Annotated in this window: 24 protein-coding genes; 13 read left to right on the top strand and 11 right to left on the bottom strand. The window is 66.4% G+C overall.

Annotation, left to right across the window (positions count from 1 at the left end; all coding sequences use genetic code 11):
• The first annotated feature begins 37 nt into the window (after positions 1-37).
• Positions 38-2,173, top strand: a complete 2,136-nt coding sequence (locus E3O45_RS08690; RefSeq protein ID WP_134443046.1) for an APC family permease — start codon at positions 38-40, stop codon at positions 2,171-2,173.
• Positions 2,174-2,421: 248 nt separating this feature from the next.
• On the top strand, positions 2,422-2,715 hold the full coding sequence (locus E3O45_RS08685) for a DUF3073 domain-containing protein (protein WP_134443045.1): 294 nt from the start codon (positions 2,422-2,424) through the stop codon (positions 2,713-2,715).
• Positions 2,716-2,976: 261 nt separating this feature from the next.
• Here the strand turns inward: E3O45_RS08685 and purM are convergent, their stop codons facing one another.
• Genes purM through E3O45_RS17685 form a run of 3 tightly spaced genes read right to left on the bottom strand, consistent with a single transcriptional unit; the run spans position 2,977 to position 6,104 of the window.
• Positions 2,977-4,101, bottom strand: coding sequence for a phosphoribosylformylglycinamidine cyclo-ligase (purM, locus tag E3O45_RS08680; RefSeq protein ID WP_134443044.1), 1,125 nt, complete (start codon positions 4,099-4,101; stop codon positions 2,977-2,979).
• Positions 4,098-5,687 (bottom strand): amidophosphoribosyltransferase, encoded by a 1,590-nt coding sequence (purF, locus tag E3O45_RS08675; RefSeq protein ID WP_134443043.1) that lies wholly within the window; start codon positions 5,685-5,687, stop codon positions 4,098-4,100. The genes purM and purF overlap by 4 nt, the downstream gene beginning before the upstream one ends.
• Positions 5,688-5,699: 12 nt before the next feature.
• On the bottom strand, positions 5,700-6,104 hold the full coding sequence (locus E3O45_RS17685) for a hypothetical protein (RefSeq protein WP_174843074.1): 405 nt from the start codon (positions 6,102-6,104) through the stop codon (positions 5,700-5,702).
• A 38-nt stretch (positions 6,105-6,142) separates the two neighbouring features.
• Between E3O45_RS17685 and E3O45_RS08665 the strand changes: the two genes are divergently transcribed.
• Positions 6,143-7,060, top strand: coding sequence for a ribokinase (locus E3O45_RS08665; RefSeq protein ID WP_134443042.1), 918 nt, complete (start codon positions 6,143-6,145; stop codon positions 7,058-7,060).
• Between the two features lie 95 nt (positions 7,061-7,155).
• On the opposite strand, the gene E3O45_RS08660 is transcribed toward E3O45_RS08665, so the two are convergent.
• Positions 7,156-7,524 (bottom strand): sterol carrier family protein, encoded by a 369-nt coding sequence (locus tag E3O45_RS08660; RefSeq protein ID WP_134443041.1) that lies wholly within the window; start codon positions 7,522-7,524, stop codon positions 7,156-7,158.
• Positions 7,525-7,790: 266 nt separating this feature from the next.
• Between E3O45_RS08660 and purD the strand changes: the two genes are divergently transcribed.
• The 3 genes from purD (at position 7,791) to E3O45_RS08645 (ending at position 11,260) form a co-directional block, all read left to right on the top strand.
• Positions 7,791-9,056, top strand: a complete 1,266-nt coding sequence (purD, locus tag E3O45_RS08655; RefSeq protein WP_134443040.1) for a phosphoribosylamine--glycine ligase — start codon at positions 7,791-7,793, stop codon at positions 9,054-9,056.
• A gap of 135 nt (positions 9,057-9,191) precedes the next feature.
• Complete coding sequence (locus tag E3O45_RS08650; RefSeq protein WP_134443039.1) at positions 9,192-10,169, top strand: phosphoribosylaminoimidazolesuccinocarboxamide synthase; 978 nt, start codon at positions 9,192-9,194, stop codon at positions 10,167-10,169.
• A 218-nt stretch (positions 10,170-10,387) separates the two neighbouring features.
• Positions 10,388-11,260 (top strand): VOC family protein, encoded by an 873-nt coding sequence (locus E3O45_RS08645; protein WP_134443058.1) that lies wholly within the window; start codon positions 10,388-10,390, stop codon positions 11,258-11,260.
• A 37-nt stretch (positions 11,261-11,297) separates the two neighbouring features.
• Here E3O45_RS08645 and E3O45_RS08640 read toward each other — a convergent pair whose 3' ends face one another.
• On the bottom strand, positions 11,298-12,011 hold the full coding sequence (locus E3O45_RS08640; RefSeq protein ID WP_134443038.1) for a TetR/AcrR family transcriptional regulator: 714 nt from the start codon (positions 12,009-12,011) through the stop codon (positions 11,298-11,300).
• Between the two features lie 96 nt (positions 12,012-12,107).
• Between E3O45_RS08640 and kynA the strand changes: the two genes are divergently transcribed.
• The 5 genes from kynA to purQ all read left to right on the top strand — a co-directional run bounded on the left by kynA (position 12,108) and on the right by purQ (position 16,226).
• Positions 12,108-12,962, top strand: a complete 855-nt coding sequence (kynA, locus tag E3O45_RS08635; RefSeq protein ID WP_134443037.1) for a tryptophan 2,3-dioxygenase — start codon at positions 12,108-12,110, stop codon at positions 12,960-12,962.
• On the top strand, positions 12,959-13,873 hold the full coding sequence (locus E3O45_RS08630; protein ID WP_134443036.1) for an amidohydrolase: 915 nt from the start codon (positions 12,959-12,961) through the stop codon (positions 13,871-13,873). The genes kynA and E3O45_RS08630 overlap by 4 nt, the downstream gene beginning before the upstream one ends.
• Entirely contained in the window at positions 13,870-15,162 is a 1,293-nt protein-coding gene (locus E3O45_RS08625; protein ID WP_134443035.1) for a kynureninase, read from the top strand. Before E3O45_RS08630 ends, E3O45_RS08625 begins: the two co-directional genes overlap by 4 nt.
• A gap of 84 nt (positions 15,163-15,246) precedes the next feature.
• Positions 15,247-15,531, top strand: a complete 285-nt coding sequence (locus tag E3O45_RS08620) for a phosphoribosylformylglycinamidine synthase subunit PurS (protein ID WP_134443034.1) — start codon at positions 15,247-15,249, stop codon at positions 15,529-15,531.
• A complete protein-coding gene (purQ, locus tag E3O45_RS08615; protein ID WP_134443033.1) occupies positions 15,531-16,226 on the top strand; it encodes a phosphoribosylformylglycinamidine synthase subunit PurQ in 696 nt (231 codons plus the stop codon). Before E3O45_RS08620 ends, purQ begins: the two co-directional genes overlap by 1 nt.
• 102 nt (positions 16,227-16,328) lie before the next feature.
• Here the strand turns inward: purQ and E3O45_RS08610 are convergent, their stop codons facing one another.
• The gene (locus E3O45_RS08610) at positions 16,329-17,195 is read right to left on the bottom strand and encodes a DMT family transporter (RefSeq protein ID WP_134443032.1); all 867 of its coding nucleotides are present in this window, start codon (positions 17,193-17,195) and stop codon (positions 16,329-16,331) included.
• A 301-nt stretch (positions 17,196-17,496) separates the two neighbouring features.
• Here E3O45_RS08610 and E3O45_RS08605 point away from each other — a divergent pair, with 301 nt between their 5' ends.
• On the top strand, positions 17,497-17,958 hold the full coding sequence (locus tag E3O45_RS08605; RefSeq protein WP_134443031.1) for a DUF3817 domain-containing protein: 462 nt from the start codon (positions 17,497-17,499) through the stop codon (positions 17,956-17,958).
• Positions 17,959-18,027: 69 nt separating this feature from the next.
• Here E3O45_RS08605 and E3O45_RS08600 read toward each other — a convergent pair whose 3' ends face one another.
• Together E3O45_RS08600 and E3O45_RS08595 are read right to left on the bottom strand one after the other, a co-directional pair.
• Positions 18,028-19,266, bottom strand: coding sequence for an alcohol dehydrogenase catalytic domain-containing protein (locus E3O45_RS08600; RefSeq protein WP_241985292.1), 1,239 nt, complete (start codon positions 19,264-19,266; stop codon positions 18,028-18,030).
• 2 nt (positions 19,267-19,268) lie between these two features.
• Positions 19,269-20,027: a phosphonatase-like hydrolase gene (locus E3O45_RS08595; protein ID WP_134443030.1), complete on the bottom strand. Its 759-nt coding sequence runs from the start codon at positions 20,025-20,027 to the stop codon at positions 19,269-19,271.
• A 331-nt stretch (positions 20,028-20,358) separates the two neighbouring features.
• On the opposite strand from E3O45_RS08595, the gene E3O45_RS08590 reads away from it, so the two are divergent.
• Entirely contained in the window at positions 20,359-21,951 is a 1,593-nt protein-coding gene (locus E3O45_RS08590; RefSeq protein WP_198418241.1) for an AMP-binding protein, read from the top strand.
• Between the two features lie 19 nt (positions 21,952-21,970).
• Here the strand turns inward: E3O45_RS08590 and E3O45_RS08585 are convergent, their stop codons facing one another.
• The 3 genes from E3O45_RS08585 to E3O45_RS17525 all read right to left on the bottom strand — a co-directional run.
• Complete coding sequence (locus E3O45_RS08585) at positions 21,971-23,338, bottom strand: NAD-dependent succinate-semialdehyde dehydrogenase (RefSeq protein ID WP_134443028.1); 1,368 nt, start codon at positions 23,336-23,338, stop codon at positions 21,971-21,973.
• A 159-nt stretch (positions 23,339-23,497) separates the two neighbouring features.
• Positions 23,498-24,685 carry a S9 family peptidase gene (locus tag E3O45_RS08580; RefSeq protein WP_134443027.1) on the bottom strand — a complete coding sequence of 396 codons (1,188 nt, stop codon included), beginning with the start codon at positions 24,683-24,685 and terminating at the stop codon, positions 23,498-23,500.
• On the bottom strand, positions 24,682-25,560 hold an 879-nt coding region (locus tag E3O45_RS17525), incomplete at its 5' end, for a hypothetical protein (RefSeq protein ID WP_166789440.1). The genes E3O45_RS08580 and E3O45_RS17525, both read right to left, overlap by 4 nt.

The raw sequence follows: 25,560 nt of genomic DNA, 5'->3' as shown, positions 1-25,560 counted from the left end.
AAAGCCACCCGATTTGACAGGGGCCAGCTTAGGTGTAATGTCGTCCCTCGTGACACCCGAGGCGAACGCCCCAGTACCGGAAAGCCGATCACCCAAGCGGTGGATCATCGGCGATCCGCTCCCCACCGAGCAGTTGGACGGCCAGCTGCTACCCAAGCACCTCGCTCTTCCCATTTTTGCCAGCGACCCACTGTCGAGCGTGGCCTACGCGCCGCAGGAACTTCTGATGATTTTGACCCTCGGCGGGCTCGCCTTTTTGAGCTTCGCGCCGTGGGTCGCTGCCGTCGTCGTCATGCTTCTCATCGTTGTCGTGGCGTCGTATCGCCAGCTGATCAAGGCCTACCCATCTGGCGGCGGCGACTACGAGGTCGCCCACAAGAATCTGGGCGAAAAGGCTGGCCTGGTCGTCGCATCCGCTTTGCTCGTGGACTATGTGATGACCGTGGTCGTCTCGGTGGCCAGCGGCGTGGACAACATCATCTCCGCCATTCCAGCTCTCGCCCCGCTCCGCGTGGAGCTCGCGGTGATCTTCATCATTCTGCTCGCGGCGGTGAACCTCCGCGGCGTGCGCGAGTCGAGCAATGCCTTCGCTATTCCGACCTACCTCTTCATCGGCAGCGTGCTGCTGATGATCGTCGTCGGCCTCGTTCGGGCGCTGATGGGCGACGCCCCCGTCGCCGAGTCGGCCGGGTACGACGTGCAGGGCGAGAACCTCGCGCAGGCCGCGTTCATTCTGCTGCTGCTGCGCTCCTTTGCGAGCGGATGCTCCGCCCTCACCGGCGTCGAAGCGATCGCCAACGGGGTACCGGCGTTCAAACACCCCAAGGTCAAGAACGCCCAGCGCACCCTGACGCTCATGGGCGGCATTGCCATCGTGTTGTTCGTCGGATTGACCGCCCTCGCGCTGATCTCCAAGGTGCACTACGCCGAGGCTCCCTGCGACCTGATCGGCTGGGCCGAGTGCGCCACTGCGCCCCAGCGCAGCCTCATCGCGCAGGTCGCCGCTGCCACGTTCGGCAACTTCTCGATCATGTTCTTCGTGCTGCAGGCAGCGACAGCAGCGGTGCTGTTGCTGGCCGCCAACACCGCGTTTAATGGCTTTCCACTGCTCGGCTCCGTGCTCGCGCGCGACAAGTACGCACCGAAGTCGCTCAGCACCCGCGGCGACCGCCTGATCTACTCCAACGGTGTCGTGCTCCTGGCCCTGGCCGCCTGCGTGATCATGGTGGTTTACCGGGCCAACCTGACCGTGCTGATTCAGCTCTACATTATCGGCGTCTTCGTGTCATTTACGCTCGGCCAAACCGGCATGGTGCGGCACTGGCTGAAACTGCTCAAGAAGAATCCGCCGAACCGCGGGTCGATCATTCTGAGCCTGTCGATCAACGGTTTCGGCGCGGCGCTGACCGGTGTCGTGCTCATCGTTGTCACCATCACCAAGTTCACCCACGGCGCCTGGCTCGTGTTCGTGATGATGCCGGTGCTGTTCTTTCTCATGATGGGCGTCAACCGGTATTACCGAGACGTGGCCAAGGAGATCGAGGTCGACCCCGTCACGACGTTCGGTTCGCAGGGCGATCATGCCATCGTGCTGGTCGGCAAGATGCAGAAACCGGTGCTCAAGGCACTCGACTACGCGATCGCCGCCCGCCACGTGAGCCTCGAAGCCGTGCACGTCTCGATCGACACAGCCGAGACCAAGGAACTCAAACGCGCCTGGGTGAAGCAGAACATTCAGGTGCCGCTGCGCATCGTCGCCTCACCGTATCGCGACATCAGCTGGCCGCTGATCAGCTACATTCGGGGTCGCCGCGACGATCACGGCTCCGAGGTCATCACCGTGTACACGCCCATCTACATCGTCGGCCACTGGTGGGAGAACCTGCTGCACAACCACAAGGCCCGGCGACTGCGTCAGAAGCTGATGATGGTGCACGGCGTCACGATCGCCCTCGTGCCCTGGCTGCTCGACTCGTCTGAGCTCATCTATGGTCGCCGCTCGCGGCCGATCCCCGGCCAGGATCGACGCGGTGAGCCGGTGCGATCCCGCCCGGTGTCGCGCCGTCCGCTCGCACCGCCCACCGGAGCCCCCGACGCGGCGACGAAGTCGACCCCGGTCGTTGTGCCGTCGCAGTCTCGGCCGACGGCATCGCGTCGCCGGAAGCGCAAGTAGCGTCGGGCCGGCGCCCGGGACCAGCCAGCCAGCGGCATCCGCTCGCCATGATTTGCGCGACCAGGCCGGGCCGGAGAACCGATCCACTATCCATTCTTACGGCCTGACCGGCCCGTTTGATCTTTGAGCAGCGTCAGTGGGCGGCAAGGCCCGTCATGCTAAACTAAGCTCTAGTTTTTACACATTCCGTTCGGCAAATCCCGAGTGTCTCGCGACTCGCTCGGCCTGGCATCGTAAGGGGGTCACGCATGGGGCGCGGCCGTCAAAAAGCAAAGCACACCAAGGTAGCTCGGGAGCTGAAGTACTTCAGCCCGGATACCAACTACAACGCGCTCGAACGCGAGTTGACCGGGCATCCGTCCGATCCTCGGCTCGACGAAGACCTCGCCAAGTGGCCGGAGTATGAAGCGGACAAGGCCAAGAAGGCCACCGGTGGTGACACCGTTGATTCCGCTGACGATGACGATGACGACGACGATCCGGATGACGACGACCGTTACGTCGACCACTACGCCACCGAAGACGAGCAGAAGCGCGCCTAACGCCGCCAGCGGCCTCGGTCGCGATGTCTGGTGTATCGCGCGCTGCTTGGGGTGCACGCGGGTCGTGCTGCCATTTGTGGCCCGCGCGCTCGGCACGCCACGCGCGCGATCACCACGAGGCACCCCGTGCAGCAACCGGCCACGCCGCTCTTGGCGCGCACGGACGCGCGGGCAGCGACCGGCCGCGCTGCTGCCACCTCGCGAGCCAACCGGGGGCCCCGGGCAACAAGCGAGCGGGTGAGGGCCCCGGAGGCGGGAACCCTAGTTCGCGTAGGCGCCGACGAGACGCACGGCGCCGCCGTTGACGCCCTTGGCGCCCTGCTCGAACCCGGTCAGGTCGTGCTCGGCGCGCGAGACGCGGCCGGTGACCCAGGCGGGAATTCCGCTCCGAGCCAGCCGTGCGATGACCGATGAAGCGGATGCCGCATCCACGACCGCGAACATGCCGACTCCGAGGTTCCAGGTTCCTTCAGCGCTTTCGAGCGTTGACCCGGCCATGTCGCCGAGCACCCGGAACACGGGGGCGGGCGACCAGGTGGACCGGTCAACCTCGACCCAGGAGCCAACGGGCAGCACGCGAGCGAGGTTGGCGGCGATGCCACCGCCGGTGACGTGGCTGAGTGAGTGGATGGCGCCGGCCAGCTCTGGGTCGCCGAGCACATCGAGCAGCGGGCCGGTGTACAGTCGGGTCGGTTCGAGCAGAACTTCGCCGACCACGCCGCCGAGTTCGGCGGAGGTATCGGTGTAGCCGATGCCGCGCTGGGCCAGAATATGGCGCACGAGCGAGTAGCCGTTGGAGTGCAGGCCGCTGGAGGCCATGGCGATGACGACATCACCGGAGAGAACCTTCTCGGCACCGAGAACCTGGTCGGCTTCGACCACGCCGGTGGCCGCGCCGGCCACGTCATAGTCGTCCGGGCCGAGCAGGCCCGGGTGTTCGGCGGTTTCGCCGCCGACGAGGGCCGTTCCAGTCTCGGAGCAGGCGCGGGCGATTCCGGCGACGATCGAGGCGATGCGCTCGGGCACGACCTTGCCGCAGGCAATGTAGTCGGTCATGAACAGCGGGCGGGCACCGACCACGATGATGTCATCAACGACCATACCGACGAGGTCCTGGCCGATGGTGTCGTGCTTGTCGATGGCCTGCGCGATGGCGACCTTGGTGCCGACGCCATCCGTTGAGGTGGCCAGCAGCGGCTGCCGAAACTTGGTGAGGAAAGACACGTCGAACAGTCCGGCGAAGCCGCCGACCCCGCCCCAGACCTCGGGGCCGTGGGTCTTCGAGACGGCGGACTTCATGAGCTCGACCGCAAGGTCACCGGCTCGGGTATCGACTCCGGCCGCTGCATAAGACGCGTTGGAGATACTGGACGAGTTGTTGCTCATTCTGGTCTTCCCGGATCACCGAACGGTACCTGGCCCAGGCGGGCGAGGGCTTCTTCTTGTCGTGCGGCGGGTGCCAGCACGGCTTCCAGATCGGAATCGGGACCCGGGTCGCATCCGTTTGATGCGGCCGGACGCTCGAGCAGGTTCTTGCCGAGGTGTTGCGATTCGGGCAGCGCGATCGGGTACACGCCGGTGAAGCAGGCGGTGCAGAGACGCTCCCGCGGCTGCTCGGTGGCTTCAATCATGCCGTCTTCGGAGAGGTAGCCGAGCGAGTCGGCGCCGATCGACTGGCGCACCTCGTCGACCTCGAGGCCGGTCGCGATGAGCTCGGCACGACTGGCAAAGTCGATGCCGTAGAAGCACGGCCAGGTGATCGGCGGGCTTGAGATGCGCACGTGCACCTCGGCGGCGCCGGCCTCCCGCAGCATGCTCACGAGCGCGCGCTGGGTGTTGCCGCGCACGATTGAGTCGTCGACCACGATGAGGCGCTTGCCCTTGATCACGTTCTTGAGCGGGTTCAATTTCAAACGGATGCCGCGCTGCCGGATGGTTTGCGACGGAGCGATAAAGGTGCGCCCGACGTAGGAATTCTTCACGAGACCCTGACCGAACGGAATGCCGGACGCCTGCGCGTAGCCGATGGCTGCCGGAGTGCCGGATTCCGGCGTGGGGATCACGAGATCGGCCTCGACCGGGTACTCCGCCGCGAGCTTGCGACCCATTTCGACCCGTGCCTCGTGCACGCCACGACCAGCGATCGTGGTGTCGGGGCGGGCGAGGTAGACGTACTCGAAGACGCAGCCCTTGGGGTCGGCCTTGGCGAACCGCTGGGTGCGAAGCCCGTTCTCGTCGATCGTGATGAGCTCGCCGGGCTCGACCTCGCGCACGAAGCTCGCGCCGACAATGTCGAGGGCTGCGGTTTCGGAGGCGACGACCCAGCCGCGTTCGAGGCGGCCGAGCACGAGCGGGCGAACGCCCTGGGGATCGCGAGCGGCGTAGAGGGTGGTTTCGTCCATGAACACGAGGCAGTACGCCCCACGCAGCCGCGGCAGCACCTCGAGCGCCGTGGCCTCGAGGGTGTGGTCGAGGTCGCCGGTGAGCAGGGCGGTGATCACCGCGGTGTCGGTGGTGTTGCCCCTGGCCAGCTCACCGTCGACCTTGGGGTAGCGTTCACGCACGAGTTCGAGCAGCTCAGCCGTGTTGGTGAGGTTGCCGTTGTGGCCGAGGGCCACCGTTCCGCTCGAGGTGCGGCCGAGGGTTGGCTGGGCGTTCTGCCAGCTCGAGGACCCGGTCGTGGAATAGCGGGTGTGCCCGACGGCGATGTGCCCGAGCAGGGTGCTCAGCGAGGCTTCATTGAAGACCTGCGAGACCAATCCCATGTCTTTGTAGATGAGGATCTTACTGCCGTCACTCGTGGCAATTCCGGCCGATTCCTGGCCGCGGTGCTGCAGGGCGTAGAGGCCGAAGTAGCTGAGTTTGGCCACCTCTTCGCCGGGAGCCCAGACTCCGAAGACCCCACAAGCGTCTTGTGGGCCCTTCTCGTTGGGAAGAAGATCGTGATTTAACAGTCCGTCGCCACCGGGCAAGCCGCAGCCTCTTTACTTCTCGTTGAACGTGGGGAATTCGTCATCGGGGGTGCCGGAGCCAGGCTCAGCGGCACGCAATTCGCTTGTGGTACTGACACCGTTCGTACCCAGTCTATCCGCGACGACCGACATCTTGGAGCGGCCAATGATTCGGTCGATCACGAGGGCCACCACCGCGCCGAGCGCAGTGCCGATGGCGACCCCGCCGAGCAGCAGAAAGCCGAAGATTTGCATCCGTTCGTACTCCTCGGTCTCCGGGAAGGAGACGGTGAGAATGAGCGCGACCAGCACCCCTACGATGGCGCCGAGCAACATGAAATTGCGGTACCGCGGGGCCCGGTGCAGGGTCACGGTCGCCTCGGCGCGCACGATCTCGTTCTCGGCCGACGGGTTCTGGGGCTGCTCAGAAGGACTCACGCCTCTATTGTCCCATGAGCGGATGCGAGACTGACTCTATGAACTCGATTGCGGTACTCGGAAGCGCCAACATGGACCTCGTCGTGCGGCAGTCGCGCCTGCCCCGACCAGGTGAGACGATTTTCGGGGCTGGCTTCAGCACGGTTCCCGGCGGAAAAGGACTCAACCAGGCGGTCGCCGCGGCCCGGTTGGGCGGGGCCGTGAACTTTCTGGGAGCTGTGGGAGCGGATGCCTACGGGAGCGAGCTGCGCGCGCTGATGCTGGCCGAGGGCATCCGTTCTGATGGCCTCGCGACAGCGGATGTCCCCACTGGCACCGCCCACATCTCCGTCGTGGACAGTGGCGAGAACTCGATCGTGGTGGTGTCGGGCGCGAACGCCGCGGTCACGACGCTGAGCGAGGCGCAGCGGGCGGCGATCACGGAGTCGGCGTTTCTGGTGATGCAGTGCGAGCTGCCGATCTCGGCACTGGTCGAGGGGATCGCCGCGGCCCACGCCGCCGGAGTGTTCACCGTGCTGACCCCGGCGCCGGTCATGCCGCTGCCCGAGGGGTTTCTCGCCTCGGTCGACCTCGTGGTTCCGAACCAGATCGAGGCCGCCGAACTCACCGGGGAAAGCGACCCGGTGCGAGCCGCCGAAGTACTCAGCGCTGACCAGACCTGGGCGATCGTGACGCTGGGTTCGGAAGGTTCGGTCGTCGCCTATGACGGCGAGGTCCTCGGACTCGCACCGGCCCGGCCGGTGACGGCCGTCGATACGACCGCGGCCGGCGACACCTTCGTCGGGGCGCTCGTGGCGCGCCTGGCGGCGGGATACGTCCGTGGCACGGCCGTGACGCCGGACGAGATGATCGAGGCCGTGCGTTTCGCGACCGTCGCGTCGTCGATCGCGGTGACCAGGGCGGGGGCGACCTCGTCGATGCCTACCCGCGACGAAGTAGAGGCAATCCTCGTCTAGCACGTTCGCAAAAGCGCACAAACGCCCGTTTGGCAACGAGACCTGAACCTCGCCAAGGGGCCGAAGATGGCATCTCGCGCCATCAAGGCACGCCGCTAGTGCAGGGGCAGCACGGGCACGTGGCCGGTCAGGTCGGCGCGGGCCCCGGAGGCGTGGATGGCCCCCGACGCGACACCATCGGCGAAGGCGAGGGTGCCGGTGGCGAGGCCAAGCCAGGTGGCGACATCCATTTCGACCACATTGGGCGGCGTGCCACGGGTGTGCCGGGGACCCTCGATGCACTGCGTGGCGCCAAATGGCGGCACGCGCACCTCGAGGGTGTTTCCTTCGGCCTGTTCGGCCAGCAGTTGCAGGGTATAGCGCACCGCTTGGGCGCGGATATCCCGGCTCGCGGCGCGGCCGCCCTCGAGCGCTGCCCGCACGGCCGCACGGCCGGCTCCGTCGTCGATGCGCGCTCGTGCCATGGCTCCAGTCTGCCGGATCAGGCGGCGGGCGTGTACTCCACAACGGCGAGAACGATGTTCGGGCGAACCTGGCGGAGATCCAATTGGTGCTCTGGGTGAGCGCGATGATGCGCGCGTCCGCGTATGGAATCAGCGCGCGGTGCAATGCCTCGACGGCGGCTTCCAAACGGTAGCCGGGGACGCTGACGGGGACAAGAGTCCGGGATCAGGGGCATGCCCATAGCCCAGTGCCGTGGCGGGCCCGAGGCATCGGGTAGCCTGAAACCGTGAAAATTCTGGTCCTTGGTTCCGGTGCCCGCGAGCACGCCATCATCACCGCGCTGCTCCGTGAGGAGCCGCGGCCCAGCGTCGAGTGCGCCCCCGGCAACGCCGGAATCGCGGCCCAGGTGCCGGTTGTCGCTCTCGATCCGAACGACCCGGTCACCGTGACCGACTATGCGGTGCTGCACAGCATCGAGCTCGTCGTGATCGGTCCGGAGGCTCCGCTCGTGGCCGGTGTCGCCGACGCCCTGCGCGCCCGCGGCATCGCCGTGTTTGGGCCGGACAAAGCCGCCGCAGCCCTCGAAGGCAGCAAAACCTTCGCCAAACGCATCATGGATGCGGCCGGCGTTCCCACCGGCCGTGCCGTGCGTGCCGGCACCCTGGCCGAGGCCGAAACCGCCCTCGACGAGTTCGGCGCGCCCTACGTGGTCAAGGCTGATGGCCTCGCCGCGGGCAAGGGCGTGCTGGTCACCACTGACCGCGACGCCGCGATCAGTCACGCGACCTTCTGGCTCGAACACGGCAGCGTTTTGATCGAAGAATTTCTCGATGGCCAGGAGATTTCGCTCTTTCTGCTCAGCGACGGCGAGAACGTGCTGCCGCTCTCCCCCGCTCAGGACTACAAGCGCGCCCTGGACAACGATGCCGGCCCCAACACCGGCGGCATGGGCGCGTACTCCCCGCTGCCCTGGCTCGACGCCCAGTTCGGCAGCGAGAACGCGTTCGTCGACGAGATCATCGAAACCGTCGCGCTGCCGACCGTGCGCCAGCTCTCGGCCGAGGGCACCCCGTTCGTCGGCCTGCTCTACTGCGGCCTTATTTTGACGGATGCCGGCATTCGCGTCATCGAATTCAACGCGCGTTTCGGGGATCCAGAGACTCAGGTCGTGCTGCCGCGCCTGGTCACGCCGCTCTCCGGGCTGCTGTTCGCCGCGGCGACCGGCCTGCTCGGCGGGCTGCCCCGGCCGGTTTTTTCGGCCGACGTGGCCGTCACCGTCGTTCTCGCGAGCGAAAATTACCCCCAAGAGCCGCTCGTCGAGCGCGAAATCACCGGGCTCGACGCCGCCCTGGCCGTGGACGGCGTCACGATCGCGCACGCCGCGACCCGGCTCGTTGACGGCGCGCTCGTGTCGACCGGCGGCCGGGTGCTCAGCGTTGTCGCTGTCGGGGCCTCCTTCGCCGAGGCTCGCGCCCGCGCCTACGAGGCTCTCGGGCACGTGTCCCTGGCCGGCGCGCACTTTCGCACGGATATCGCCGCCCGGGTCGCCTGAGTCCCCGCGCCGGTGCCGTCCCCACTCGTGCCGTGCATAACTGCTGCAATTTGCTGACGGGCGCCAGAACTCCCCCGTCCTTGCGGGGGCGCCGCCCGCCGAGCAGATTTTCAGCAGGAGTTGGGTGCACTGGAGATGCGGGAGAATGAACGGGTGAGCCAATCTGAGCACGAGTCCCCCGCATCCGCTGCCGCCGTCCTTGACGGGTGGACGCTCGTCTACTCGGGCAAGGTGCGCGACCTCTACGTTGAATCAAGCGGTATCGAGACAGCGGATGCCGCCCCCTCCCTCGAGACAGCCTCACGTGTGCTCGTGGTCGCCAGCGACCGGGTGAGCGCCTTCGACCACGTGCTCGAGCCCGGCATCCCGGGCAAGGGCGCACTGCTGACCACCCTGAGCCTGTGGTGGTTCGACCGGTTGCGCGACGTTCCCAACCACCTCGTCGCCGACCATGAATTGGTCGGCAACTCGGTGCGCGAGCTGATTCCCGCCGCCGTGGCCGGCCGAGCAATGCTCTGCCGCACCCTCGACATGTACCCGATCGAGTGCGTCGTGCGCGGCTACCTCACCGGCAGCGGCTGGAAGGAATACCTCCAGTCTCAGTCGGTGTGTGGCATTGCGCTGCCGGCCGGCCTGCAGAACGGCGACCGACTGCCCGAACCCATCTACACTCCGGCGTGGAAGGCCCCGATGGGTCAGCACGACGAGAACATCTCCTTCGAGCGCACGGTCGAGCTCGTCGGCGCGCAGGTCGCCGCCGAGCTGCGTGACCTGTCGCTCGCCCTGTTCGCTACCGCCAGCGCGATCGCGGAACAGGCCGGCGTCATTCTCGCCGACACCAAGTTCGAGTTCGGCGCCGACCGGCAGACCGGGGTGACCGTGCTCGCCGACGAGGTGTTCACGAGCGACTCCAGTCGGTACTGGGATGCCGAAGCCTGGAAGACGGGCACCACGCCGGAGACCCGGATGGCGAGCTTCGACAAGCAGATCGTGCGCAACTGGCTCGCCGCGCACTGGGACGGCGCCGGCACCCCGCCGGTACTGCCGAACGAGATCGTCGAGCAGACCGCGGCCCGCTACCGCGAGTTGCTTGAGCGCCTGTCACGGGCCTGACCCGTCGCGGCGCTGAGGCGTCTGTCGGCGCACGACGCCCTGCGCGCCGCAACCGGCGCGGAAGCAGTCGGCGCAGCAGCAGTCGGCGCAGCAGCAGTCGAGCCGGCCCGCAGTCGGGGGGAGCATAACTGCGCGGATCGCGGAATAGCCCAGGCGACGCCTAAGTTGTGCCTGCTGTGACCCTAACTGCGAAAGATCTGCTGGCCGCCGACACCGGAATGGGCGCCGTGACCCTGCGCGTGGGCAGCCTCGACGCCATGATCGCGTACTACCGCGACATCGTGACCCTCGACCTCATCAGCCAGGACGGCCCCGTCGCCGTGCTCGGTCGCGGTCCTGTTCCGCTCGTCATTTTGCAGCACGCCCCCGAGCTCAGGGCCGCCGAACCACGCTCGGCCGGGCTGTACCACACGGCCATTCTGTTCGACACGCAGGCCGACCTCGCCGCTGCGGTGTACTCGATCGGCACGAAATCCCCCGAAACGTTCACCGGCAGCGCGGATCACCTGGTCAGCCAGGCCTTCTACTTCACCGACCCGGAGGGCAACGGCATCGAGTTGTACTGGGACCGCGATCGCACACTGTGGAGCTGGACCCACGGCCAGGTCGAAATGGCCTCGCTCTACCTCGATCCGAACGCATTCATTTCGGAGCATATGTCGGAGCGGCCGAGCACGGGACACGCGATCGTCGGCCACGTGCACCTCTCCGTCGGCGATGTTGCCAGTGCCCGCGAGTTCTACGTGAACCGACTCGGCTTCGAGGCGACCGCGAACTTCGGCCCCTCCGCCCTGTTCGTCTCGGCCGGTGGCTACCACCACCACATGGCCATGAACACCTGGGAGAGCTCGGGCAGCGGCAAGCGCCGCCTGGCCCTCGGTCTGGGCGAGGTCAGCATTATCGTGCCCAGCACTGACGACGTGGGTGCCCTCAACGAGCGCCTGGACCACTACAACGTCGACACCCGTCACGATGGGCAGACCCTCCGCTTCGACGACCCCTGGGCCAACCTCATCCACGTGCGCGCGGCGGATGTCGCTGAAACTCCAGGCGCCCCCGCATCCGCCACGGACCCCGTCGCCATGCCGTAACTTCCCGGAGAGCAACGAGCGACGCTTCCGGTGACGTTCAGCGCGCGGCGCGGGCCGCCCGCCGGGTGAGGCCGTGCACGGTCGCCTGGTAGTCCTTCACGTTGAGCGGGCGACCGGGCAGCTTCGGCCGGGGCGCATCCGCCGCACGCAGGCCGTCGAGCACGATCGACAGCTGACGCCGCCACTGACCGGCGTAGCCGTCGCCGAGACTGCCGAGCGATCCGACCATCGTGACGAGCACGGCGAGATCGACCGCGTCGACGTCGCGGCGCAAGGTGCCGTCCTTCTTCGCACGAGCGACCAGGCTTGCGATGAAGCCGTCGAACTCGGCAGCCGGCCGTGCCGACGGGTCGAGCTGGGCCATGCGCCGCAGTATCGGCGGCAGCGACGGGTCAGCGACCAGCCATTCGGCGACCCGCTCGGTGTAGATGACGAGCGCGTCCCACGGTGTGGGCGCGGCCTCGATTTCGCCGCGCACCGCGTGTAACTCCGCCAGGGCCAGGTCGTAGAGGGTGCGCACCAGATCGTCTCTGGTCGCAAAGTTGCGGTACAGGGTAGCCACGCCGACCTCGGCCTGGCGGGCGATCTCTTCGAGCGATGCGTCGACGCCGTGCTGCGCGATCAGAGCGCGCGCGCTGATGATGAGACGGTCGCGGTTCAGCCGGGCGTCGCGGCGACGCGGCGGCGTGCTTCGCTCAGCAGCCGAGGCAGCCGGTACGCCATCCTGGGGCTTTCGGGTCGGCGAGGTCATGCGGTCCAGTCTAGAACTTCGCCCTGTGCGCTTCGCCCCCGGTGTTGCGCCCGCCGCCGCAACGTGCGCACAATTTGAACAAGCCGAACGGAACCCATGACCCTCAAAAACAACACCCGCGAGTTCGACCCCGAGATCGTCACCGATTTTCGAGAGAAGATGAGCTATGGGACCTACCTTGACCTTCCCGTGCTGCTCGCTGCGCAGAATCCGGTCAGCGTTCCGGAACACCACGATGAGCTGTTATTCATTATTCAGCACCAGACCACCGAACTGTGGCTCAAGCTCATGCTGCATGAGCTTCGCGCAGCCATCGAAGCGCTGCGCCAGGATCAACTCGCGCCGGCCCTCAAAGGCATTGCCCGGGTCAAACACATCCAGCGCACACTGACCGAGCAGTGGTCGGTGCTCGCCACCCTCACCCCGACTGAATACGCGCAGTTTCGGCACTTTCTCGGTAATTCGAGCGGGTTTCAGTCGTACCAGTACCGTGCGGTCGAATTCGCCCTGGGCAACAAGAACCGCCGCATGCTGACGGTCTTTGAAGCGGATGCCCCGGCTCACGCCCTGCTGACCGACATGCTCGAGGCGCCGAGCCTGTACGACGAATTTCTCCGTTACCTGCACCGCGCGGGCTTCGACATTCCGGCCGCCATCCGGGGCCGCGACGTCACCGAGGCCTGGACGTTTCACCCCGAACTCGTACATACTTTTCGCGGAATTTACGAGAACGCGTCCGAGAATTGGGCCGCCTACGAGGCCTGCGAAGAACTCGTCGACCTTGAAGACAACTTTCAACTGTGGCGCTTTCGCCACTTGAAGACAGTGCAGCGCATTATCGGTATGAAGCACGGCACCGGCGGTTCGAGCGGCGCAGCCTTTCTGCAAAAGGCCCTCGAGCTCACGTTCTTTCCGGAGCTGTTCGCGGTGCGCACGGAGATCGGAGCGTGACCGGCCAGTCCGTTCATGGGCACTTTCTGCGTGGGCGGGGCGCGGTCTATCGGGGCTTTCTCGACGCCCACGTGCACCTGGCCCTGATTGATCCGGGCCAGCTGGTCGACGGCGGCATCGCCCGAGTGATCGACCTCGGCGGCTGGCTGCCGGACGGCAAACGCGAAGACATGCCTGATGTGGCATATGCCTACCAATTCCTCACGGCGCCGGGCGGCTACCCGAGGCAGTCCGGTTGGGCCGAACCCGGTTGGTGCCGGGAGATTGCAACAGCCGCGGATGCTGCGGCGGCAGTCGATTTACAGGCCGCGGCGGGGGCATCCGTTTTGAAGGTCACGCTGAATGCCGTGGCCGGTCCGGTGTTGAATGCCGAGGCACTGACCGCGGCGGTCGGTCGGGCCCACGAATGCGGGCTGCCGGTCGTGGCGCACGCCGAGGGCGCCGGGCAGGCCGATCGGGCCTTCGCCGCGGGAGTCGATGCGTTCGCGCACACGCCGTTTTCGGAGCGCCTCGCCGACGATCTGGTGACGGCAATGGCGGCCAGCATGACCTGGATCAGCACCCTGGACATTCACGGCTGGGGCACGCCGACCGAAGCCTTCGATATCGCCAGTGACAACCTGCACCGGTTTCACGCCGCCGGCGGGCGAGTGCTGTACGGCACCGACCTCGGCAACGGGCCGCTCCCGCTCGGCATCAACCGTCGCGAGATCAGCGCTCTGCTCGCCGCCGGGCTGACCCCCGACGACGTGTTGGACGCCCTGTGCCCGCGCGCACCGCTCGGTCTGGCCCTCGCTGACACGCGGGTGACCTTCATTCCCGGCGAGCGACCACGCGATCCAGACGAATTCACCGAGTGGCTCGGCAGCGCCCGCGCCCTCACCCACTCAGAACTCGAGGTACTCGAATGACGCCCACCCTTGCCGGAGCAACCGGCCTGGACGCCCAGCTCACCTTTGCGCGCCGAATGGACCGCATCGACGGCCTGGCGCACTACCGCGGCCGTTTTCTCGGCACCGACGCCGATCCCGAGACCGCCAACCCCCGTTCTTATCTCGACGGCAACTCGCTCGGCCGCCCACTGCGGGCGAGCGCCGAACGCATCGCCGACTTTCTGCAGCAGGACTGGGGTACGCGACTCATTCGCGGCTGGGACGAGCGGTGGATGGAGTTGCCCCTGCAGATCGGCGACGACCTCGGCCGGGCCTGCCTCGGCGCGGCCGCCGGGCAGGTGTTCGTCGGCGACTCAACGACCGTACTGCTCTACAAACTTGCCCGCGCCGCGGTGGATTCACGTCCCAACCGCACCGAAATCGTGCTTGACAGCGACAACTTTCCCACCGACCGCTACATTCTCGAGGGCATCGCGCGGGAGCGTGGCCTCACGCTGCGCTGGATCGACTCCGATCCGGAGGGTGGCGTCACGGCCGAACAGGTGCGCCAGGTCGTAGGGTCACAGACCTCGCTGGTGCTGCTCAGCCACGTCGCCTACCGTTCCGGTTACCTCGCCGACATGAGGGCGATCACCGCCATCGCCCACGAACACGACGCCCTCGTGCTCTGGGACCTGAGCCATTCGGTCGGTTCGGTTCCGGTGCAGCTCGACCTCTGCGACGTCGACCTCGCGGTCGGCTGCTCCTACAAGTACCTGAGCGGCGGGCCCGGCGCGCCGGCCTTCGGGTACGTCAAGAGTGACCTGCAGGATGTGCTGACCCAGCCAATTCAGGGCTGGATGGGAACGCAGGACATCTTTGAAATGGGGCCGGGGTATCGGCCGGCCACCGGCATCCGTCGATTCATGAGCGGAACGCCCGCCGTGCTGGGCATGCTCGCGATGCAGGACACGATTGCCATGCTCGACGAGGCGACGATCGAGTCGGTGCGCGCGAAGTCGGTGGCGCTGACCGAGTTCGCGATCACCCTCGTCGACGAGTGGCTCGCGCCGATGGGCGTCACCGTGGCATCGCCGCGGGAACAGACGCATCGCGGCGGGCACGTGACGATCAACCATCCGCTCATGCGTCAGGTGACCAAGATTCTGTGGGATAACGATGTGATTCCCGACTTTCGCGCCCCAAACGGGCTGCGGCTCGGGTTGGCTCCGCTCAGCACGAGCTTCGTCGAGACCTACGACGGCGTGGCCGCCGTACGCGACGTGCTGCGCGGCATTCTGCTCGGCCAAAGCGGGCTGAGCCAGTAGACCGGCGGGCCCGGTCGGGCTCGACCTGTAGAATTGTAGTGATTTGCCACGACTAATAGCCCCAGACTGTATGCGGAGTGCCCTGTGCCAACGATCGTCGTCGAAGTAATGCCCAAGGCTGAGTTGCTTGACCCCCAGGGCAAGGCCGTCGCCGGCGCCCTCGGTCGCCTCGGTCAGACCCAATCAGCGCTGGCCAACGTCACCGGCGTGCGCGTCGGCAAGCGCTTCGAGATTTCCCTCGACGGTGAAGCGGATGCCACGACCCTCGCCGCCGTGCGCGAGCTCGCCGACACCGTGCTGTCCAACTCCGTGATCGAGGATGTCGTCGGCATCCACGTGCAGGACGCCCCCTCGTCAGCGGTCGCCTGATGCGGATCGGCGTCGTCACCTTTCCCGGCTCGCTCGATGATCGTGACGCTGCGCGCGCGATTCGTCTCGCCGGCGCCGACGCCGTAGCCCTCTGGCACGGCGACCACGACCTGCACGGCGTCGACGCCATCGTGCTGCCCGGCGGATTCAGCTACGGCGATTACCTGCGGGCCGGCGCCATCGCAAGCCTTTCGCCGATCATGACCGAGGTCATCGACGCGGCCAACAAGGGCATGCCGGTGCTGGGAATCTGCAACGGATTCCAGATGCTCACCGAGGCCCACCTGCTCGACGGCGGACTTATTCGCAATGAGCAGGGCCGCTTCATCTGCCGGGACCAGGGCTTGCGCATCGAGAACAACGCGAGCGACTGGACCAACGGTTTCGAAGCCAACGCCGAAATCGTCATTCCGCTCAAGAACGGCGAGGGCTCGTTCATGGCCTCGGCCGAGACCCTCAAAATGCTCGAGGGTGAAGGCCGCATCGTGGCTCGCTACCTCGGAAACCCGAACGGGTCACTGAATGACATTGCCGGCGTGACCAACGCCCGCGGCAACGTCGTCGGCCTCATGCCACACCCCGAGCACGCCGTCGAGGCCGGCTTCGGGCCCGACACCGACGCGGCGATGGCCAGCGGTATTGACGGCCTCACGTTCTTCACCTCGGTCATCGCGCGGACGCTCGTCGGCGCGTAGCCGCGCTGCGTCGGTTCGGCCAGATAGCCGCGCCCGCGCTCGCCGCATCACGTTCGGGCGCGGCATCCGCTTGGCGCGGCATCCGCTTGGCGAGCCGGGCAGCTAGCCGTTGGCGGCGATGGCGGCGACCGCGGCCAGGGCGAGGCCCATGCCGGCGACCTGCCAGCCGCCGACCCGTTCCTTGAGTACGAGCACCGCGAGCAGCACGGTCACGGCCGGGTAGAGCGCCACGAGTACCGACACCAGCGACAGCAGGCCACCCTGCAGCGCGCAGAGCAGCGTGATCGTGGCAATGACGTCGAGCGTTGCCACGAGTACGGCGAGTCCGAGAATCGTCAGCGGCGGCCTGCCCAACTGCCGGGTTCCAGTCGCCACCGCGATGACGATCACGGATGCCACGGTGCGCGCCACCACCAGCGGCCACAGCCCGGTGCCGACCTCAATCTCGTTGGTGAAGATAAAACTCAGGGCGAAGCAGACGCCGGATCCCACCGTGAACCAGGCCACCCGGCGGGTGAACCGCGGAGCATTGGCCCCGGAAACGGTGTGGTCTTCGACCCCCTTCGGCTCGCGGCTCACCATGATCACCGCGACGATCGCCAGCGCAATTCCGGCGTAGGAGATGCCCGAGGGCCGCTCCCCGATCAGCACTCCCACAATGACCGGAATTCCGGCGACGATCACGGCGGTCAGCGGCGACACCACGCTCATCGGCCCCTCGGCGAGGGCGATGTAGAACCACCACATGGCCAGGGCCATCACCACGCCGGACGCCGCGCCGAACAGCATCGACCGCCAGGAAAACTCGCCGCCGACGAACGCGGCAGCGACGGCGATAATCAGGGCCGAGATCGGATACGACAGGAGGACGACCCGGAGTGCGGCCACCCGGCGGGACGCGATGCCGCCGAGAAAGTCGCTCATACCATAGGCCGCGGCCGAAACGAGGGCGAGCACGACCCCGATCATGCCGCAGCCGGGCGGTTAGGGCGGGGCGAAAGCGTGCGCATGGGTTCACGGTAGCAGCGGCCGGGTACGGCGATGCGCATCCACTTGTAGCGCCCGAACTTGCTGACCAGCCGGAACCGATCGAGCTGATCAGCAGCGCGGCCATCATCGGGATCATCAGGAACCCCGCCTCGGTTGCGCAACTGCAAGTTTCTAGTGATGCATGTTTCTTGGCGACCGCTCAGGCGTGCCCGCCGGGGGTTGTTCAGCTGCGGCTGCGACGATGGGAATGCCCCTGCCCTGCCCTGAGTTGAAAGTCACCATGACCCCGCGCCTGCTGTTTCGTTCCGTCGCCATTGCCGAAGCCATTACCTGGGCGCTGCTGCTCACCGGGATGTTCCTGAAATATGTCCTTCAGGTCGGGGAGCTCGGGGTGCAGATCGGCGGATTCCTGCACGGCCTCGTCTTCATCGCCTTCGGCCTGACGGCCGGGTTCGTCGGCGTCAACCAGCACTGGGGCCCGAAGCTCACCGCGATCGCCATGGTCACCGCGATCATTCCGTTCGTCACGATCTCCCTCGACCGCGGGCTGGAGAAGAAGGGCCGGCTCGACGGCGATTGGCGCCGTACTCGCACCGATGATCCCCGCGATCAGACCCGGGTGAGCGCCCTGCTCCGCTGGGTGCTGGCCCGCCCGGTGCTGCTCGTGACAGCCATGGCGGTCGCCCTGGTGTCGATCATGGCCACGCTGCTCACGCTCGGCCCGCCCGGCGGCGCCAGCTAGCCTCCCCTCAATACGGATTCAATGGGGACGGGGCCCGTTCACAGCGATGGAGCGAAACGGCGGGGCAGGTCAGCCGAGAGTAGCGGGCTGCTGCGGGGTGATTCCGACGCGGGGGTAGCGGGCGGTGGCGGCCTTCAAGAGGGCAGAATCCGCTTTCACGAGGGGAAACGTCGTCCCCACCAGCGCCGAAAACGGATGCCGATGCCAGCCGCCGCTCAGATAGGTCACCGCCTGCTGCAGATCGGCCGGCGTGTAGTTGTGCACACCGCGCAGCGTAATCAGGCGGCGCACCATCGACTCCGGGTCGAGCAGCACCGGCTCCCCCGGAGAAACGCTCCCGACCAGCACGACGACTCCGCCGATGCCGATCAGATCGATGACGGTCTGCACCGCCGTTTGGGCACCGCTCAGTTCCAGCGCGATCGTCGGCTCGGCCGCACCGGTATCCTGCAACGCGGCGAGAACGCTCGCCACCCCGGTCGGCGACTCGCCGGGCGCACCCGGGTCTGCAACGGCGGCCGCTCCGAAGGCCAGCGCGAGCTGGCGCCGCGCAGCATCCGGGTCACTCACGACCACGCTGGCACCGGCATCCGTCGCCATGGCGCAGGCCGTCAACCCGAGCATCCCCGCACCGGTTACCAGCACCGTGGCTCCGGCCAGCGGCACCAAAGCGGATGCCGCAGCCAGCGCGGCGACGACCGTCGCGGTCGCGCAGGAGGCCGGCGCGAGCACCGACGCCGGAACCTGCTCGTCCACCACCACGATCGCCGTGCCGGCACACACCTGCACGTGGGTGGCGAAGCCGCCGCTGAGTTCCCAGCCCCGCTGCATCCGTTCGTGGCCGTATTTGGCCAGGTCGAGGCATTTCTGCGGGACTCCGCGGCGGCAACGGGGGCACGTTCCACAGCTCACGGTGACCGACCACACCACGCGCTGCCCCACCCGCAGAGGCATTCCATTTGCGGCATATGCCGGGTCGCCGGTCGCGACGATGCGACCGACCTGCTCGTGGCCGAGCACGAGCGGCTTCGCGGCCGGGCGGTGACCCAGCGCCGTATGCACGTCGGATCCGCAGACGGTCGCCAACTCGACCTCGACCAGCACGTCGCCGGGACGCAGCAGCACTCCCGGCACCGCCACGCACTCCAGCGGCAGGCCTGCTCCCAACCAGACCATCGCCTCGGCGGTGCGCGGCAGCACGATCTCGCGGCCGAGCCGGTAGCCGCTCACCGGCAGTACATCCCCGGCAGCGGTCGCCAGCATCCCGTCCGTCGACGGTGGCCTCGAGTGCGGGTCCGATTTCGACATGACTACTCGATCGTTTCCTCACGCAGGCCGAGCAGCTCGGCGAGGTCGGCCACGCTGTCAATGACCACGTCAGCCCCGGCATCCTCCAGGGTCTCGGTGTCATGGGTACCGGTGCGCACGCCGACCACGAGTCCAGCGCCCGCACTCAGCCCGGAGAGCATGTCGCTGGCGGTGTCTCCCACGACGACCATCGCCGCAACGCTGGACGTACCGGTGCGTAACAAGGCGGTGAGCGGCAGGTCAGGATAGGGGCGGCCGCGACCGGCTTCGGCCGGGCACAGGCTCACATCGATCAGATCGCTCCAGCCCAGGGCGTCAATCAGCGTGTCCTGGGTCGCGCGGGAGAAACCGGTGACCAGGGCAATTTTCAGGCCGTTGTCGCGCAGCTCCTGAAACAGGTCGGACGTACCATCGATCGCGCTCACCCCGACCCGATCGACGAGTTCACCGTAGGCGGTTTCAAAGGCTTCCGTGGCCGCCAGGGCATCCTCTTCGGAGTCGGTCAGTTCGCGAAAGACATCCAGCTTGGACTGGCCCATGGTTTCACGCACGAAGGCGACGGCCTCTTCCAACGCGTCGGCGGTGTCGGCGATGCCGCTGCGTTGCGCTGCCAGCACAAACGCCCGCTCGACGAGTCCGTTGTCGCTCACGGTGGTGCCGGCCATGTCGAAGACGACGAGTTCAACCTCGACGTCGTCCGGTTCGAAATCATCGAGGTCGAGGTCTGAGTCCAGGTCGGGAGAGAGCGGTGCAGTACTCATGAAATGCCTTTCAGAGAGGTGATCGCAGACAGTAGAAATGACGTGCTCGCCGAGACCGGTCGTCACACCGATTCCGGTCGTGGCCGACGCCAGCGCGGCCAGGACGTTCTGCAACGCTAGGCAGACCACGCCAACAGCCAAGGCGACCCGGGTAGCCGGCAGGTGAACGCGCCATGGCAATTGGGCTCCGTGACACTCGGTCACCGCGCCACCCGCCGGTGAACGCGCCAGCTACATCTGGCGCCGAGATCGACACTTTCGTGACATGCACAGTTTCGCGCCAGCCCCGAGCGGTACGGTGAACCGCCGCACCCGATCAAAGGAGATCCCCGTGTTCACGAGCCCCTACGCTCCGGTCGAGATTCCCAACCTGAGCATTTTCGATTTTCTGTTCGGCGATTTGACCGAGGCCGAGCTCGAGCGCACCGCGGTGATCGACGGGGCCACGGGCGAGGCACTCAGCTATCGCACCCTGGTCGACCAGATCACCCGAGTGGCTGGCGCTCTTGCCGCCCAAGGCGTCGGCCCCGGCACGGTCATCGGCCTGCTCTGCCCCAACACACCGGAGTTCACCGCCGTCTTCCACGGTATTCTGCGCGCCGGCGCCACGGTCACCACCATCAATTCGCTCTACACCCCTGACGACATTCAGCGTCAGCTGGTCGACTCCGGCGCGACCTGGCTTGTGACCGTCTCGCCACTGCTGCCCGGTGCCAAGGCTGCAGCGCACGCCGCCGGCATTCCCGACGAGCACATCGTGGTGATCGACGGCGAGCCGGGGCATCCGTCGCTGGCTGATTTGCTGGCAGCGGATGCCGCAGCGCCGGTCGTGACCATCGTCCCGGCCACGCACGTGGCCGTTTTGCCGTACTCCTCGGGCACGACAGCGGCGCCGAAGGGCGTCATGCTCAGCCACCGCAACCTGGTCGCGAACGTGCAGCAAGCGCGGGACCTGATCGGCGTCGTGCCCGAAGACAGGGTGCTCGCACTGCTGCCGTTCTACCACATCTACGGAATGACGGTTCTGCTCAACCTCGCCTTCAAACAGCGGGCCGCCCTCGTCACGATGGCGAAGTTCGACTTCGTCGAATTTCTACGAATGATTCAGGATCATCGCTGCAGCTACGTGTTCATCGCGCCGCCGATTGCGGTCGCCGTGGCGAAGCATCCGCTCGTCGAAAGCTACGACCTGTCGAGCGTGCACACGATTCTCTCCGGCGCTGCACCGCTCGACGGCACCCTCGCCGCGGCCGTCGCCGCCCGGCTGGACTGCCGCATTCTGCAGGGCTACGGCATGACCGAGGTCAGCCCCGTGAGTCACCTGATTCCGATCGACGCGCCGCACCTGTCGCGCGCCTCGGTCGGGGTGACCGTGCCGAACATGGACTGCAAGCTCATTTCGACCGAAACCGGCGAGGAGATCGAGGTGCCCTCAGCGGGGGTGAGTGAGCCTGGCGAGTTGCTCGTGCGCGGCCCCAACGTGATGCTCGGCTACCTGAACAACGAGCAGGCCACCCGCGAGACCATCGACGCCGACGGTTTTTTGCACACCGGCGACATCGCCACGGTGAGTGCGCTCGGCGAGGTGACCATCGTCGACCGCAGCAAGGAGCTGATCAAGTACAAGGGCTACCAGATCGCGCCGGCCGAGCTCGAGGCGCTGCTGCTCACCCATCCGCGCATCAAGGATGCGGCCGTGATCGGGGTAGCGGATGCCGACGGCCAGGAAATTCCCAAGGCCTTCGTCGTCACCGTGGCTGAGTCGGCGGTCACGGCCGAGGAGGTGATGGCCTACGTCACCGAGCGAGTCGCTCCGCACAAGAAGGTGCGGGCGGTCGAGTTCATCGAAGCGATTCCCAAGTCAGCATCCGGCAAGATTCTGCGCAAAGACCTTCGCGCGCAGGAGCATGCCGCGGCGGTTTAGCCGCCACGATCGGCCAGGGTCAGCCGATGCGGATGAGTTTCTTATTCACGAATTCGCTGGCACCGTAGCGCCCGAGTTCGCGCCCCATGCCGCTTCTTTTCACCCCACCGAACGGCAGCTCTGCGCTGCCTGCGCCGACGAGATTGACGTAGACCATGCCGGCCTCGATACGGTCGGCGACCCGAAGTGCCTGCTCGGGATCGGTCGTGAACAGGTAGGAGCCCAGTCCGAACGGAGTGTCATTGGCGAGGGTGATGGCGTCATCCTCGGAGCCTGCCCGGTAGACGAACGCTACCGGGCCGAAGAACTCCTCGTGGTAAGTGTCGTTGTCCCGCGTGACATCGGTGAGCACGGCAGACGGATAGAAGGCACCAGACCGCTTGCCAGTGGTCGCCAGGGTCGCGCCCTGCGCGACCGCGCGCTCTACCTGCTCCTCCAGATGCTCAGCCGCGCCGAGCGAAGAGAGTGGGCCGTAGTCTGCACCGTGAACGGTCGGGTCGCCGGGTGACATCGCCAGGATGGCGGCGGTGAACTTCTCCGTGAACTCATCATAAAGTTCGTCGATCACGATAAATCGCTTAGCTGCATCGCAGGCCTGCCCGCCATTGCGGAGGCGACCTTCGACGGCGGCATCCACTGTGGCGGCCATGTCGTCGGTGCTCAGCAGGATGAACGGGTCTGACCCGCCCAGTTCCAGCACAACCTTCTTGAGGTGGCGACCAGCCACCTCGGCAACGGCCGCGCCGGCACCCTCCGAACCGGTGAGGGACACGCCCTGTACCCGCGGGTCGGCGATCACCGTGGCGACCTGCTCGCTGTCCGCATACACATTGATGTAGGCCCCAGCCGGGAAGCCTGCGTCGTGGAAGATTTGCTCAATCGCCGCGGCCGACTCCGGGCACTGCGACGCATGCTTGAGGATGATCGTGTTGCCGGTCATGAGGTTCGGTGCGGCGAAGCGCGCAACCTGGTAGTACGGAAAATTCCACGGCATGATCCCAATCAGCACACCGAGAGATTTGGAGCGCATGAATGCGGAACCCTCGCCGCTGAGGAGGGTGATTGGTTCGTCCTTCAGAAATTCCTGTGCGTTGTCGGCGTAGTACCGGTAGATGTCGGCGGCGTAGTCGATCTCCCCGAGCGCTTCGTCGACGGGCTTTCCCATCTCGCGCACGATGATGGCGGCCAGCTGGCCGCGGCGCTCCTCATGCAGATCGCCGACCCTGCGCAGGAGCGCGGCCCGCTCGTCGGTTGAAGACTTCCGCGACCAGCCGACGTGGGCCTCGTCCGCCGATGCTATGACCTGCTCGACTTCATCATCCGAAATCTGGGGGTAAGTCTTGATGGTCTCGCCTGTGGCGGGGTTGACAACGGCGTGGTGGCTCACGAGCCACCTCCTTTCACAATCGGGGTGATCTGCCGGAGATTATCGCGTAGTACGAGCCAATCATGGTCGCGGACTTTGTCAAGGCGAATGAGGACAGTGAACATCGAGCCGGCTAGTTTCGTCGCGGAGTGGTCCTCCTGTTCTGCTGGTTTGTTGCGCTTATTCCGAGCTGCGCGAGAGAGCCCTTGAAAGCTGTAGGAGATGCAGCCAATCGGATAGCGCGTCTTCCCAGAGGTGGGGGCTTCTGTTCCATTCGAGTGTGTGCGGAGCCGGGGGCAGCGTGACGAGCTCGACCAGCTCTGTGTGGGCATCCGCGAACGCCTGCGACAGGGTGATCGGAACGGATCGGTCGCCGGAACTGTGCAGTACCAGCGTTGGGACGTTGAGGTCGCGGCCGTTGTTGATCCAGTTCAAATCCGAGAGGCGCATCGACTCCTGCAGACCGGTTGCCCGTCGCCACAAGGAGCTTCCGAGCGCACCCAGCGCCAAACGGGTAACGGGTGCCGGCACGCGCGCTCGACGGCCGGCGGCGAGAATCGTCGACCGCCAATCCACGACCGGGGCGATGAGGCACAGCCCGGCGATTCGCTTCCGCTGCTGCGCTGACCGGGTGAGCTGCAGAGCGATTATCGCGCCCATTGACCAGCCTACGAGAATGATACTTTCGGCGCCGTGGGCCACGGCGTACTCGAGGGCCGCGTCGATATCGTGCCACTCGGTCTGGCCCAGCATCGACTTTCGATCGCGCGAGCTCGGGGCCTCCTGGTCGTTCCGGTATGAGACCACGAGCGATGTGAGGCCGGCACGGTGGGCGACCGGAACGCCGCGCAGCGGGCCCGCCCTGCTCGCGCCCTGCCCGTGGATGTGGATCGCCCACGTCGAGGTGGGTGGCCGGTCGATGGGGGCATCGAAGCGGTAAGCGGGCGCAGGACCGAGCGCGGTCGGGATGATGACTGCGGTGAACGGCAGCCCGACATCCACTGCTTGCGACGGTACGACACCGCTCCACCTCGCCGAGAGGCCCGCTCGCAGCCGACTGCCGCGCGAGCTGACGACCACACGCGTGACGATGGAGGCACGCTCATCCACGGCAAGGACTCCCCCGAGCTGTGCGTAGCCGCGGCCGGAGTCGAACCAGATCGCGTAGTGCCCCGGCGCCCGTGTCGCCTCGTTCAACGACAGGGTCACGGTGGCAGTCGACGACGAGACATTATCGACCGCGAGAACGCGGAGTCGTTCGCGCCTGGGCGCATCCGTTCTCACGATCTGTCTGACGACGGCAAGACTCGCAATCATGAGACCGCTGGCGGCGAGACCCCCTGCGGTCAGCAGGTAGCCCAGTTTCACTCGGATGTCCGTTGCGCACCGATGCGCGTCTCGGTCGCTGTGAGCAACTCGAGATCCTCGTCCGTGAGCCGGTCGCGAGCACTCGGGTCGAACAGAAGAGCGTCACGGATCTCGACCAGCGTGCGGTGCACGACTTTGTCGACGTCGCGCGGTACCAAACCTGGGGCGTGGGGGTGAGACTCATCACGCAACTCAACGTGTTGGGCAGAGACCTCGATCCAGATGCGAGTGAGGTCGGGAAGAACCGCCTGCAGTTTCCGCCGGTCGATCGTATTGCTTACCCAACCCAGAATCGGCGGGAGCGATAATCCAAAGCAGAGGAGCAGAATCGCGGCCAGGTTCAGCACGTTGTAGGCACCCGCGAACAAGGCAAGCAGAGGCATCGCTCCGAAGACGTGCGCGAGATCCATGCCCACGACGCTGAGCGCGGTGAGGACGGCCGCTCCACAGCCGGTGCCCACGACACGGAATCCGAGACGACGAGCGGGGGTACTCATGCGCCCCGCAAAGCGCAGGCAGATCGTTCCAGTCAGGGCCACGACGATGCCCAAATAGGTGAATTGGACTAGAGAGTAGGCGGCAGCTGCGGGTTGATTGCCGAAATCCCTCATGAACGTTCCCGAGGTCGTGGGCGCGTCGATGAAAACAAAGGTCGTCACCATCAGGCTGGCCGTGATGATGGCGCCGATCCGAAACGGCCTGGCCGTCGCGTGCGCGCGGCTCGGCGATGATGCTCGCAGAATGGCCCGAGACAGAAAATAAACGCCTAGGAGTCTGCTGAACAACTTTGGGTGTGGTTTCGCTTTTTTTAAGGCGCGCCTGCCGGGGGTTGGCTCGTGGTCGTTAAGACTGGGGTGATGCAGGGTCGTGATGAT

Source organism: Cryobacterium sp. TMS1-20-1, assembly GCF_004402355.1.
In the GTDB taxonomy this organism is placed as follows: Bacteria; Actinomycetota; Actinomycetes; order Actinomycetales; family Microbacteriaceae; genus Cryobacterium; species Cryobacterium levicorallinum.
This window is presented reverse-complemented; position numbering and strand designations above follow the sequence as displayed.